9 protein-coding genes are annotated in these 14,096 nt (G+C 48.3%); 5 read left to right on the plus strand and 4 right to left on the minus strand.

The genetic code is table 11. The features are described 5' to 3' along the window. Positions 1–29 precede the first annotated feature (29 nt). Positions 30–1,361, minus strand: coding sequence for a hemolysin family protein (locus QUA42_RS12515; RefSeq protein ID WP_333137550.1), 1,332 nt, complete (start codon positions 1,359–1,361; stop codon positions 30–32). A gap of 423 nt (positions 1,362–1,784) precedes the next feature. On the opposite strand from QUA42_RS12515, the gene mfd reads away from it, so the two are divergent. From mfd to QUA42_RS12530, 3 genes are all read left to right on the plus strand, one after another. After that, positions 1,785–5,357, plus strand: coding sequence for a transcription-repair coupling factor (mfd, locus tag QUA42_RS12520; RefSeq protein WP_333137551.1), 3,573 nt, complete (start codon positions 1,785–1,787; stop codon positions 5,355–5,357). 120 nt (positions 5,358–5,477) lie between these two features. Next, a complete protein-coding gene (locus tag QUA42_RS12525) occupies positions 5,478–6,143 on the plus strand; it encodes an S-layer homology domain-containing protein (RefSeq protein WP_333137552.1) in 666 nt (221 codons plus the stop codon). Between the two features lie 5 nt (positions 6,144–6,148). Next, on the plus strand, positions 6,149–6,301 hold the full coding sequence (locus tag QUA42_RS12530; RefSeq protein WP_333137553.1) for a hypothetical protein: 153 nt from the start codon (positions 6,149–6,151) through the stop codon (positions 6,299–6,301). Here the strand turns inward: QUA42_RS12530 and QUA42_RS12535 are convergent. Together QUA42_RS12535 and gyrB are read right to left on the minus strand one after the other, a co-directional pair. After that, positions 6,288–7,004, minus strand: coding sequence for a heme oxygenase (biliverdin-producing) (locus QUA42_RS12535; protein ID WP_333059514.1), 717 nt, complete (start codon positions 7,002–7,004; stop codon positions 6,288–6,290). The two genes, QUA42_RS12530 and QUA42_RS12535, sit on opposite strands and share 14 nt — an antisense overlap. A 234-nt stretch (positions 7,005–7,238) precedes the next feature. Further along, the gene (gene gyrB / locus QUA42_RS12540) at positions 7,239–9,179 is read right to left on the minus strand and encodes a DNA topoisomerase (ATP-hydrolyzing) subunit B (protein WP_333059513.1); all 1,941 of its coding nucleotides are present in this window, start codon (positions 9,177–9,179) and stop codon (positions 7,239–7,241) included. A 258-nt stretch (positions 9,180–9,437) separates the two neighbouring features. Here gyrB and miaA point away from each other — a divergent pair, with 258 nt between their 5' ends. Further along, positions 9,438–10,358 (plus strand): tRNA (adenosine(37)-N6)-dimethylallyltransferase MiaA, encoded by a 921-nt coding sequence (gene miaA / locus QUA42_RS12545; RefSeq protein ID WP_333137554.1) that lies wholly within the window; start codon positions 9,438–9,440, stop codon positions 10,356–10,358. Between the two features lie 131 nt (positions 10,359–10,489). Here the strand turns inward: miaA and msrP are convergent, their stop codons facing one another. After that, complete coding sequence (msrP, locus tag QUA42_RS12550) at positions 10,490–11,473, minus strand: protein-methionine-sulfoxide reductase catalytic subunit MsrP (protein WP_333137555.1); 984 nt, start codon at positions 11,471–11,473, stop codon at positions 10,490–10,492. 444 nt (positions 11,474–11,917) lie between these two features. Here msrP and QUA42_RS12555 point away from each other — a divergent pair, with 444 nt between their 5' ends. Continuing rightward, on the plus strand, positions 11,918–13,972 hold the full coding sequence (locus tag QUA42_RS12555) for a serine/threonine-protein kinase (RefSeq protein WP_333137556.1): 2,055 nt from the start codon (positions 11,918–11,920) through the stop codon (positions 13,970–13,972). The last annotated feature ends 124 nt before the right edge of the window (positions 13,973–14,096 follow it).

A 14,096-nucleotide genomic window follows, 5' to 3' on the forward strand; every position in this document is an offset into this window, starting at 1 on the left:
CTAGCGCACCTTACCGCTGAGTTCAAATTTTAGGTTTTTGGTTCGGTTCTAGCTCGAGCGCCCGCTGAGTCGATCGGCATTACCAATATCTTATCAACTCGGTTCCCGTCCATATCGACTACTTCCACGCGCAAACCGTTCCACTCAAAATGCTCGGCTGCTGTGGGAATTTTGCCCAAATTGGTAATTACAAAACCGCCCATTGTGTGGTAACTTCCTTTGTGTTCTGCTGACAATTCTTCGATTCCAAACAGCTCAAAAAAATCTTCGACTGCTAGCATTCCGTCTAACAGCCAAGAACCATCTTCGCGCTGCACAGCTTCCGGTTCGTCAGCATCTTCTATTGAAGGAAAATCACCCACAAGTTCGACTAAAATGTCGTTGACTGTAACCAATCCTTGAATGACGCCGTATTCATCTACTACCAACGCAATTTGATTGCTAGATTGTTTGAAAAGTTCTAATACTTTTAAACCCCGCGTGCTTTCGGGTACAAATAACGGTCGTCGTAAAGAAGCGCTTAAATCTAGGGGTTGACCCGTTAAAGTCCGAGACAGCATATCAGTAACGTGTACTAAACCGACAACGTTGTCGAGTCCTCCCTGACACACTGGAAACCGAGAATGACCGCTGCCGAGCATTTTTTGGCGGTTTTCTTCCACTGAGTCGTCGAGGTCAAGCCAGGTAAGATCGGGACGCGGGGTCATTAACGCGCTGACTCGCCGATCGCCCAAACGAAACACTCTTTCCACCATATCTTGTTCGGCTTCTTCAAAGGTTCCGGCTTCGGTTCCTTGCTCGATCAAAACTTTAATTTCCTCTTCCGTAACTTGCGGTTCTGTCGAGGGGGCTATCCTCATCAGCCGCATCACTAAGTCAGTGGAATAACTTAACAGATAAACCGCAGGAGCGCCAATTTTTGAGAGCATTCGCATGGGAATTGCTACGCTTGAGGCGATCGGCTCCGGGTTGTTGAGCGCTAGCCGCTTGGGCACCAGTTCGCCGATAATCAAGGTCAGATAAGTGATGGTTAAAATTGCTACTACTGAGGCGATCGTCTGAGCATAGGGCGCGAGGGCAGGAATCAGCCGCAACAAAGGCTCTACTCTTTTAGCAATTGTCGTTTCTCCGAAAGCGCCCGACAGAATGGCCAGCATCGTAATCCCGATTTGAACTGTCGGCAAGAACTGATTGGGGGCATTAGCCAGATCCAAGGCTACGCGGGCATTTGCTGAACCTTGGTTGGCCATCTGTTGCAGTCTTACCTTCCGTACAGAGATGATGGCCATCTCTGACATCACAAACAAGCCATTGAGGAAAATTAGCAGGAGAACAATCAGAATATCGGTACTTGGGGACATTTCTAAAATTTTCGGTAGTAACGGCGAAGCGCTCTGCCCGGTTAGTCGATTTTAGATTTTAGATTTTAGATTTTAGATTGACTCCGCAGCCAGTATCTGGGGGATTTCCCTAATGTCTAAAATTCTTCGATCTTCACAACTTGAGTCGGGGGCTGGTATCCGTCTTTGGGTGCAGTCACAGGAGAGGTCTGGAAGCTGCGAATCTCGATCGCAAAATCGAAATTTTTTCTAAACCTGTCACTAGATTAACGGAACTGGCTCGATCGCGATCGCAGGATCGACATATTAAAGCAGAAATCTATCTCCAGTTAAGTTCCCAGGCGTCAACAGCACAGCGGCACAATCATGGATGTTTGTCGTACAATCTCCTTAACAGGCAAAGGGAAAGAGCCTTCGCCGATCAGGGATTAAAATTAAAAGCGCATGACTTTCTCTTCAATAATTCGTACCCTGGGGCGATCGCCCCTAGCAACAGAACTCCTCAACAAGCTCAAGCGCCATCGCTACGTGCAACTCAACGGCGTAGCCCGTTTGCCTAAAGGTTTAGTAGCTTCCGCCCTCGCACAGCAAGAAGGGCGGAGTTTACTGGTAGTGACGGCAACTCTAGAAGAAGCCGGTCGTTGGGTGGCAGGGCTGGAGGCGATGGGCTGGCAAACCGTACATTTTTACCCGACTTCGGAGGCTTCGCCCTACGAGCTATCTTACTCCGACGAGAATGAAATGACGTGGGGGCAAATGCAGGTGCTGGCGGATTTGGTGGATAAGGAAGAAAAAACCGCCAATCAGTCGAAGCCAATCGCGATTGTAGCTACCGAAAGAGCTCTCCAGTCTCACTTGCCGCCGCCTGATGCTTTTGAACCCTACTGTCTGACGCTGAAGCGAGGTGCGGTTCAAGACTCGAAGATACTTGACCGCCAACTGGTGTCGATGGGGTACGATCGGGTGGCTCTGGTGGAAATGGAGGGTCAATGGAGCCGTCGGGGTGATATTGTCGATGTATTTCCGGTGGCGGCTGAGTTGCCGGTGCGGCTGGAGTGGTTTGGGGATGATTTGGAGCAAATTCGGGAGTTCGATCCGTCTTCCCAGCGATCGCTCGATAAGGTCGATCGATTAGTTTTAACTCCTACTAATTTTAACACAATTATTAAAGCAGTTTTATCTAAAAAAAAGCTTGACGCAATCAACCAGCTAGGCTCTTTCGCCCCCGAAAATGAAGCGGAAAATGAAGCGGAAAAATTTGTCCGCAGGCTGTTGGGTTTAGCGTTCGAGCAACCTGCATCTTTGTTGGATTATTTGACAGAAAATACTTTAGTTGTTATTGACGAACCGCAAGGGTGCGAAGCTCACAGCGACCGCTGGTTTGAGAATGCCCAGGAACAGTGGAATAATTGCAATCGGGAATCGGAAGTTGCTGGGGAGGCTACAGAAAAATTGCCAATTGCTAATTTGAAAGTTCCGAAAGTTCACCGCACTTTTGCTGAATCTATGGCAGATGTTGCAGCTTTCGAGAGGCTAGAACTTTCTGAATTGGCCGAAGATTCTACGGCTAAAAAAATTCAAAGCTCTGCGGAGGGCGACCAGCTACCATCTGCGATTAATTTGGCTTCTCGGCCTGTGCCGGTGATGCCTCACCAATTTGCGAAGCTGTCTCAAATGCTCAGGGAAGAGCGCGATCGGGGTTTTACTATTTTTCTGGTTTCTGCTCAACCGAGTCGATCGGTTTCTCTGCTTTCGGAACACGACTGTCCGGCTCAGTTTGTGGTAAATCCGCGCGATTTTTTGGCGATCGACAAGTTGCAATTGCAGCACGTTCCGGTTGCTTTAAAGTACAGCGGGCTGGCAGAATTGGAAGGTTTTATTCTGCCGACTTTTCGGATTGTTTTAATTACCGATCGGGAATTTTACGGTCAGCATTCTCTGGCTACTTTTAGCTACGTCCGCAAGCGCCGTCGCGCTGCTTCTAAGCAAGTAGACCCGAATAAATTAAGCCCTGGTGATTATGTGGTTCACCGCCAGCACGGAGTGGGTAAATTTATCAAGTTGGAACGTTTGACGATAGATCGAGAAACTCGCGAGTATTTATTGATTCAATACGCAGACGGTACTCTGAGGGTGGCGGCAGATCAATTGGGCGCTTTGTCGAGGTTTCGGACTGTAGCCGATAAAGTACCTGATCTAAACAAGCTGACAGGTCAAACTTGGGAAAAAACTAAGACAAAGGTTCGCAAAGCTGTTAAAAAATTGGCAGTGGATTTGCTGAATCTTTATGCTAAAAGAGCTAAACAAACAGGTTACGCTTTTCCTCCTGATATGCCTTGGCAACAAGAATTAGAGGATTCTTTTCCTTACCAGCCAACGCCGGATCAGTTGAAGGCAACTCAGGATGTGAAACGCGACATGGAGGGCGATCGACCGATGGATCGCTTGGTCTGTGGGGATGTCGGTTTTGGTAAGACAGAAGTGGCTCTGAGAGCGATTTTTAAGGCGGTTACGGCGGGCAAGCAGGTGGCTTTGCTGGCCCCGACGACGATTTTGACCCAACAGCACTATCACACGCTCTCGGAGCGTTTTTCTCCTTATCCGATCGAAGTTGGTTTGCTCAATCGCTTTCGCACTGAAACCGAGCGCCGGGAGATTCATAAGCGTTTGGCGACTGGGGAATTAGATGTGATTGTCGGTACTCAAGCTGTTTTGAGCAAGGCGATTAAATTTCGGGATTTGGGCTTGTTGGTGGTGGATGAAGAACAGCGGTTTGGAGTTAAGCAAAAGGAAGCAATTAAATCTCTCAAAACAGAGGTAGATGTTTTGACTTTGACAGCAACGCCCATTCCCCGGACTTTGTATATGTCGCTGTCGGGGATTCGCGAGATGAGTTTGATTTCGACTCCGCCTCCCAGCAGGCGCCCGATTCAGACGCATTTGGCTCCCTATAACCCGGAGGTGGTGCGATCGGCAATTCGTCAAGAATTGGACAGGGGCGGTCAGGTTTTTTACGTGGTGCCGCGGATTGAGGGGATTGATGAGTTGGCCGCTCAGTTGCAGGAGATGGTACCGTCTGCCAGAATTGCGATCGCCCACGGTCAAATGGATGCTTCGGAATTAGAATCGGTCATGCTGACTTTCAGTGCGGCTGATTTCGATATTTTGGTGTGTACGACGATTATTGAGTCGGGTTTGGATATTCCGCGAGTCAATACCATTTTAATTGAAGACGCGCAGAAGTTTGGTTTGGGTCAGCTTTACCAGTTGCGGGGACGGGTGGGACGCGCGGGGATTCAAGCTCATGCTTGGCTGTTTTATCCGAAGCAGAACAAGCTATCCGATCCTGCAAGGCAGAGGCTGCGGGCAATTCAAGAATTCGCCCAGTTGGGATCGGGCTATCAGTTGGCCGTCCGAGATATGGAAATTCGCGGTTCGGGTGATGTTTTGGGTACTGAACAGTCGGGTCAAATGGAGGCGATCGGTTTTGATTTGTATGCGGAAATGTTAGAGGAGGCTATTCGGGAAATTAAGGGTCAGGAAATTCCGAAAGTTGAGGACGCGCAAATCGACCTCACTTTGACGGCGTTTATTCCTGCCGATTACATCGCAGATTTGGATCAAAAGATGAGCGCTTACCGGTCTGTGGCTTCTGCTAATACCCCTGAAGAATTACAGCAGATTCAGGCTGATTGGTGCGATCGTTATGGGCCAATTCCTCTTCCAGCCCAGCAACTTATCCGTGTGGTCGAACTAAAACAAATTGCTAAAAAAATCGGTTTTTCTCGGATTAAACCGGAGAATAAGCAGAACATAGTTTTGGAAACTGCGATGGAAGAGCCTGCTTGGAATTTGCTCAAGGCTAATTTGCCGGAACATTTGCGCTCTCGTTTTGTCTACAGCAAGGGGAAGGTTACTATTCGAGGTATGGCGGTTTTGACGGCCCAAAAGCAATTGGATAATTTGATTGATTGGCTGGGTAAAATGCAGGGCGCTTTGCCGGAAGCAAATGTTTGATTTTAATATATAATCCCCAAATCTCGCGCACCGCCGAAACCACAGAATAATACCGATGGAACCATAAAAAATATTACTGCTGTTTTCATGATGGTTTTAGCGACAGAAAGGATTAAAATCGTGAAAAAGTTAGTGAGTATTTTTTTGGCGATCGCGCTAGTGCAAGGAGTCCCAATGGCAGTTCAATCTCAACAAATAATTGACCCGATCGATCGGGTTGTGAGTGCAGGATTGATGAATAAAGATGCTAGTGGTAATTTTAATCCTGAGGGCCTTGTAAGTCGCGCCGATTTGGCGATGATTTTAGTGAAAACTTTTGGTTTGGAACGGCGGAAAACTGCTCAGAAACCGGATAGGGAAGTGCCGGACGTACCGAAGAGTTACTGGGCTTACAGTGCGGTTCAAACTGCTTTGAAAACGGGAACGATGAGTGGATATCGCGACGGAATGTTTTTCCCAAATCAAAGGGTGACTCGCGCTGAAGCTTTGGCGATTTTTGCTCAAGCTTACGGGGTTTTTCAGTTTCCCGATCCCAGCATTTCCGAGATTTTAGCTAAGTATCCAGATGCAGGCGAAATTCCTACTTGGGCTAGAAAGTCTATAGCTACTGCACTTTATGAAGGGTTTGTTAATGTTGATATCGCAACTAATAAGATTAATCCTTTGAAACCGATGACTCGTGGGGATATCGCTTACGCTTTGAGCAAGTATTTGGAGCGGCAGGTAAGGCCGAGTTCTTTGCCTGTTCCGGACGAGGAGCCTCCTGATCGCGGCGTGGGAAGGTGATAGTGTTGAGTTGTGAGTTAAAAAGTCGATCGCCCGCCATGCAAAATCCCGGAGATTTGCTGACTGTAAAAGCAGCCATCAAACCCCCAGGATTTAAGTTTTTCCTCTTAAACGAGGCTCAATTTATTGCCAATTCGTGTTGGATCAATCAGCAGTAGCCAATTCGGTACTGGCGCCACCGCGCTTCCGCGTCAGGGTATTGAAAAGCATCTGACCGACAGCTTTAATCAAATTGCCTTCTAATTCCATGAACATCTTCATGTTCATGCCAAAAGCTGCATTAGCTTCGTCAACAATTCGCTCTGCTGTTGCTTCGTCAATCGGCAGTTCATTCATTGCCTGACGGTAGTTAGCTTTGAATTCTTTTTCATCAGGAATATCCTGGAATTCATAGAAAGCAGTGCCTTCTCCCTCGGAAAGATTCATCCCGCGCTGGGCAATTCCCTTCAGGATTTGTCCGCCAGATAAATCGCCCAGGTAGCGAGTGTAAGAGTGAGCTACTAACAGTTCCGGTGCGGTCGCCGAAATTTCGTGAATGCGCTGCACATAAGCTTTAGCTGCGGCTGACGGAGCTACTTGTTCGCGCCAATTCGCACCGTAGTAGTAAAATAAATCTTGCTCTAAGCTTTGTTTGCGATTCAACTCAGAAAAGTAAATTTTTGAAACAACCGGATGCTGCTTTTGGCGTTCCATTTCCTCTTCGATTGCCGAGTAGACAAAGTAGAGGTTTCCTACTAACTTCCGGTAAGAAGTTTTTTCTACAACGCCTTTTAAAAAACACTTGACAAAACCGACGTTTTCTGCCATTGTGTGGGACTTTTTGGTTCCCTCACGCAATTTGGTCGCTAAATTGATGCTCATGCTATACTGTCCAACCTTCTATTTTTGTGGTAGCTGATGGATGCGCCAAAAATCTAAAATTTACCTAAGCATTTACCTTAGATCGATTTGATGAGAGATTGTATTAATTTTTATAACAAAATCTACCTACCTCAAACGGCAGAAACCCTTGTGCCTTCGGAGGCACAAGGGTTCAAACTGCTGAAAAAGTTTAGTCGTTAGTCGTTCCTCATCGACAGTTAGCTAAGGATTAATTTAGATGTCCAAGTCGAGGAGGTTGAGTTTGGGGCCGTAGGTTTCAATGAATTCGCGGCGGGGGGCGACACGATCGCCCATTAAGATCGTAAAGATGCGATCTGCCTCAGCAGCGTCTTCAATCTCCACCCGTTTCAGCGTCCGAGTTTCTGGGTTCATCGTCGTATCCCACAACTGTGTCGGCATCATTTCACCCAAACCTTTGAACCGCTGAATGGTGTAATTAGCATTCGCCGGAAATTCATTGCGGATGAGATTGTTCATTTCGCGATCGCTGTAACAGTAGTAATGATTGCGTCCCCGTTCCACTTTATAGAGAGGAGGACAAGCAATATAGATGTAACCTTGGTCTACAAGTGCGCGCTGATAGCGGTAGAAGAAAGTCAGCAACAGCGTGCGGATGTGAGCACCATCTACGTCAGCGTCAGTCATAATTACGATGTGGTGATACCGCAATTGACCCGGATCGAATTCTTCGCCTTTGATGCCCAAACCCAGGGCTGTAATTAACGATTGAATTTCGTTATTTTTGTAGATTTTGGCGTCGTCGGTTTTCTCAATGTTGAGAATTTTACCGCGCAAAGGCAGGATTGCTTGGAATTGGCGATCGCGCCCTTGTTTGGCCGATCCGCCCGCAGAATCCCCCTCCACCAAGTATATCTCAGACAGGGCAGGGTCTCTGGAACTACAGTCCGCTAATTTTCCAGGCAAAGGAGACGATTCTAAGACAGATTTTCGGCGCACTAAATCGCGGGCACGGCGGGCGGCTTCAGCAGCCTTAAATGCCTGAATTGCTTTTTCCAAAATAGCGTCAGCTACTTGGGGGCGAAACTCCAAATATTCTGTTAATACTTCGCCTACCAAGGAATCAACAATTCCCCGAACTTCTGTATTTCCCAACTTAGTTTTAGTTTGACCTTCAAATTCCGGATCTGGGACTTTGACCGAAATTACTGCTGTCAAACCTTCGCGCACGTTTTCGCCCGCGAGGTTGGGCTCATTTTCTTTAATTTTGTTGCGCTTGCGGGCGATCGAATTCATCGTCCGCGTCAAAACAGCCTTCAAACCTTCTAAGTGTGTGCCACCGTCGATCGTCCGAATGTTGTTAGCAAAACCTAGAACGTTGTCACTAAAAGCATCAACGCACCACTGCAAAGCCACTTCTATCTGCACGTTGTTGCGTTCTCCTTGCACGTAGATCACTTCTTCGTGCAGAGGCTGCTTTTCGCGGTTCATGTAGGCGATATATTCCTTGATTCCGCCCTCATAACAGTATGTTTCGATGCGAGGTTCGCTACTTTTAAGCAGTTCCAAACGGTGGTCGCTAAACGTAATTCTCACGCCCGCATTCAAGTAACCCAATTCTCGCAAGCGCCCGGCGAGTATAGTGTAATCAAATTCAATGCCAGTGCTAAATATTTGAGTATCAGGCAAGAAAGAAACTGAAGTGCCGGTGCGAGTACCTTTGTTGGGCTTGGCAGTAAGTTCAGTAACTGGATTGCCTCTTTCGTAGCGCTGTAAATGTTCTTTTTGGTCGCGCCAAACTGTCACTTCTACCCACTCGGACAGCGCGTTAACAACAGAAATACCTACACCGTGCAATCCTCCAGAAACCTTGTAGCCACCACCGCCAAATTTACCCCCGGCGTGAAGTACAGTCATTACTGTTTCTATTCCTGATTTGCCTGTCTTGGCAACGATGCCGGTGGGAATGCCCCGGCCGTCGTCTGTCACGGTAACGGAACCGTCGGCGTTGATGTCAATCTCGATGTGAGTGCAGTGGCCAGCCAGCGCCTCATCTATGGAATTGTCCACAACCTCGTAAACTAGATGGTGGAGTCCTCGCGGTCCGGTAGTACCGATGTACATCCCCGGTCGTTTACGGACTGCTTCGAGACCTTCGAGAACTTGAATCTGGTCGGCGCTGTAGCTGCTGGTCATACAAAAATAGCTCCAATAATGAGGCCTAAAGCCCCGAAAGCTTCTAAAATGGGAAAACTCCTAAAATTATAGCACAAAACCGTTAAAGGCGATGCTAGGGCTTTCTGAAGGGAAATTTATTGGGGGGACGGAGGCGAAGAGTTTTGAGATTGCTGGAGGACTGCCCTGGTTGATCGCTGTGAATCAGTGTAGGGAGAGAGGGGAAAGCATGGAAAGGAGAGGATTTGAGAGTTTTTATAGGGAAATGTGCGACACCTTATGCCTAAATTAATTACGATTTGCGGGGCGACGGCGACGGGGAAGTCGGGAGTGGCTTTGGCTTTGGCTTCGCGACTGCAATCCTCGATCCTGAGTGCGGACTCGCGTCAAGTGTACCGCGAATTTGACATCGGAACCGCAAAACCGACGGCGGTCGATCGCACCTGTGTACCGCATCACTTAATTGACATCTGCGAGCCGACAGAAACTCTGACACTAGCAGATTACCAGCAACAAGCTCAAAAAATAATTGCTGATGTAGATTTTCCTGTTTCTCCCCCCCTGTTGTTGGTGGGAGGGACGGGCTTATATATTAAATCGATCGTGCGCGGTTTAAAAATTCCGAGGGTAGCACCGATGCCCGAATTGCGGTCGCAACTTGCGGAACTCGGACAATCTCAATGTTACGCGATGTTGCAGCAGGTTGATCGCTCTGCCGCTGAGAAAATTCACCTGAATGACCCAGTAAGAACTTTAAGAGCACTGGAAGTATTTTATGCGACCGGTCGCCCTATTTCCGAACAGCAGGGCGAAAATCCTCCCAATTATCCTATTTTACAAATTGGGTTGGATTGCGAGATCGATGTTTTGGTCGATCGGATCAAACAGCGCACCGAACAAATGCTAGAACGCGGCTGGATCGCGGAAGTAGAATATTTGTGTAAAAAATACGGCTGCGACTTGCCACTGTTGAACACGCTGGGCTATCAGGAAATCAAACAATATTTGGCTGGCGACATTAAGCTTGAAGAAGCCAAAGAATTAACAATTTTGCACACGCGGCAATTTGCGAAGAGACAGCGGACTTGGTTTCGAGCGTATCCTGAAATTGAATGGTTTGATGTTAGCACGCCAGATTTGCTAGAAAGAGTTTGGCAGAGAGTTGAAGAGTTTGAGGGACGCAGATCAAGACTGATGTAATTTCAATTTTTCCTTGGCAGGCTATGCCTGGGAATGCCTGAATCCGAGGCATAGCCTCGCAGAAATAGGGAAGCATAGCCTCCGGTTCTGTGTTCCTAGGCAGAGCCTATAAACGAGGGGAAATCCGTCAATTAACTGTACAAACCCGCCACATATTCGCCGTAACCGTTATAGGGCAAAGTTGGGCGTGTTTCCCACGACCAACTGTTACCGGGACCGACTATCCGTTCACTTGCCTGCGACCATCTGGGGTGCGGTTTGTCGGGTTCGACATTTGCTTCAAAAGCGTATTCGTTGGGGCCGATTGTATTCCAAAAAGTGGCGGGCTGTTGTTCGACAAATTCAATTTTTACGATCGACTTTGCGCCCTTAAAACCGTATTTCCAAGGAATCACTTGCCGCAGCGGCGCACCATTTTGTTTTGGTAGCCTTCGGCCATACAAGCCTGTGGCAAAAAATGCTAAATCGTTTGCCATTTCTTCAATTCGCAGACCTTCGGTATAAGGCCAAGGATAAAATTGCGACATCAAACCGGGGCCGGGAGTAATTTTGGGGTCGTAAAATGAGGTGAAGCGAACGAATTTAGCCTTCGATTGCGGTTCGACATCAGCCATCAGTAATTTCATGGGAAATCCGACCCAAGGAACTACCATCGCCCAGGCTTCTACGCAGCGAAATCGATAAACTCGTTCTTCGATAGGAAATTTTTTGTAGAGGTCGTCGATATCATAAGTGCGGGGATTTTTTACTAAACCGCTTACTTCTACTTTCCAGTTTTCTGTTGGCAAAGCTTGAGCGGCTTGCCAAATAGATTTTGTGCCGCCGTATTCGTAAAAATTGTTGTATTTTGTAGCTAAGCCTTCGTCGGTAATTGCTCGATCTACTTTCGCAAAGGCGGGATTCCGGCTCAATTCCGAATATGCTTGGGTGGAGCTTTGATCCAGAGCCGTTTTTGAGCTAGCATTGCTTTGGCAGCCGGTCAGCGGCAGCAGCGAAGCAGTCACGCCGGCGCCAATTAAATTTGTCATGAAGCGGCGGCGGTTGATAAAAGCTGTTTCTGGGGTGATTTCTGGGTTGAGAATTTCCCAAGACTTGGGTACACGAATTAAGGGCATAAGTAATAGTTAAAAGTTAGTAGTTAGTTGGGAAAATTTTGCCTACTTTTTAATCGGTTAGTCGATTTGAGGTGGGAAATGGAAAATTTTAGATTCACTCCATAGAACAAAGAATCGCCGATATTTGGCAAGGCCTCGCGATTGCTTAGGTGCGATCGCACTGAAAGTATTCGCAATGACAGTATAACGTAATTCGGTAACAGCAAATCCCGCAGATCGCTCGAATGAGCTCGGTACGATCAACCTATTAAACCTCGCTCGCAGGAAAGTCAGCAATAATTTACGCGCGATCGCCCCAAGCAATTGTGGCGAAAATCTGGGAAACAATTATGATCAAGCAAAGATTCCAATTATTTAATTTGTCCACAGGAAGCGGCACGCACCGCCCCGCTTTCCTCCCCCACCAGCAATAATGTCGGACGGGGGTCTCCAGCGGAAAGACAAATGAGTTACTGCACCAATCCCCATTGCCAGAATCCCCAAAATCTCGATCGCGCGACAATCTGCAAAAGTTGCGAGTCGAACTTATTGCTAAAAGGCCGCTACCGAGTCTTTCACACCCTCGGTCAAAGTCTCACTTGCTGCACCTTCTTAGCAGTCGATGAAGACCAACCTTCGCAACCCCGCTGCGTCATTCAACAGTTCTGCGCCCCCGCGGCCGTCGCCGACGGTCGCACACAGCAAAACCGGACATTTCGCGGCTCAGCCTCAGTTCTTGACGAGTTGGGGAAACATCCGCAAATACCGAAATTGCTGGCATCTTTTGAACTCGAAGGCTGCCAGTATTTAGTGCAAGAATACATCGAAGGCCGTAATTTAGCCGATCGGCTTTCAGAAAAAGGTGTTGTTAAAGAAATTCAAATTTGGTATCTGCTGAGCGAATTGTTGCCAGTCCTGCAATTTGTTCACGAACATCAACTGATTCACGGAGATATCAAACCGTCGAATATTATTCACCGCAAAACTCCCCAAGCATCCCCAGCTTTGGCAGGGAAAGAGGATTTACATTCCGTGTCCCAAGAAAGTGCCTCTGGGCTAGTTTTAGTCGATTTCGGCGCGGCAATTCCGGCTAATAGCGGGCCTCTCAAAACAGAAACGGTCACAGGTTCTGCGGAATACGCGGCCCCGGAACAAATTAAAGGTCAAGCGATTAAGAGCAGCGACATCTACAGTTTGGGCGTCACTTGCATTCACTTGTTAACGGGAATGTCGCCCTTTGATTTGTTTGACATCAAAGCCGAAAGTTGGACCTGGAGACATTATTTGAAAGTACCTGTTTCGGCGCGACTCGGCCGCATTCTGGATAAAATGGTGCAGCGAGAACCCTCAAAACGCTATCGCTCGACCGAGGCAATTCTCACAGACATGAAATACGGCCCGGCACCGGTAGATGTGATTCTCAGCAAACCCAAGTGGACTTTGGCCATGTGGGGAGCAAGTACGGTTGCCCTGCTGTCCGTATTGCTGGGTGTTCGCTTGCCCTCTCCTGCACCGCAAGCTTTCACTTCTGGTGAGCCTGTTTCTAGCATTCCCGAAATTCGGTTCAATCCGCCCCCGATGCAGGATTTTAACGGTGAGGCATCGCAGTCCCGGCCAGCAGTGCGGACTCTGGCGGATCAAGAGAAAAACCCGGTTTGGGCGGTAGCAGTTGCTCCCCAGGGCCGCGTGATCGTCAGCGGGAACAACGACGGCACAATTCACCTGCTGCACAAGCGTCACGGCAAGCTGCTCAAGGTTTTAGCAGGACATTTGGGGCCGGTGTGGTCGGTGGCTGTCAGTCCCGACGGCAGGACGATCGCCAGCGGTGGCGTTGACGGTACGATTAAATTGTGGAATTTCTATTCTGGCAAGTTAATTCAGACTTTGGACGGACACCAAGACGGCGTGTTCTCGGTGGTTTTCAGTCCCGACGGCCAGACCCTGGCCAGTGTCGGTAAGGACAAAACTTTGAAGTTGTGGCAAGTCGAAGGTGGCGCCGAGTTGGAAACTCTCAACCGGGTGTTTGACGAGGTGCAGTCGGTGGCTTTCAGTGCCGATCGAGAAACTTTGGCGATCGGCAGCAGCGACGGTAAGATCAGCCTGTGGAACTGGCAGACTGGGGAATTGAAAGAAACTCTTTGGGGTCATTCCGAGGCGGTTTGGTCTTTGGCCATCAGCCCGGACGGTCAAACTCTCGCCAGCGGCAGTTGGGACAAGACGGTGAAGTTGTGGGATATCAGCGCAAATAATCAGTCCCAGCAACCCAACGGTTCTCTGCTGCGGACTTTGATCGGCCATTCCGACAAGGTTAAGTCCTTGGCTTTCACTCCCGACGGAGACAAACTCGCCAGCGCCGATTTGAGCGGGACTATCAAGCTGTGGCGGATGAGTTCCGGCGAAATGGCGGGTACGCTGAAGGGTCATTCTACCTGGGTGGATTTGGCTTTTAATCCTCAAGACAAAACTCTGATCAGTGGCAGTTTTGACGACACGATTAAGGTGTGGCGACTGTCTCCTTAATTTGATTGTCCGCGCGATCGAAGTATAAGAATCCCCAAGCAGAATCAAAGATTTTGGTTGGAGATTCTTATACTCGGCGATTGAAATCGCTGCTATACAAACGAAGTCCACTTCAAGCTAACTA

The organism is Microcoleus sp. Pol11C2, from assembly GCF_036701505.1.
GTDB lineage: Bacteria > Cyanobacteriota > Cyanobacteriia > Cyanobacteriales > Microcoleaceae > Microcoleus.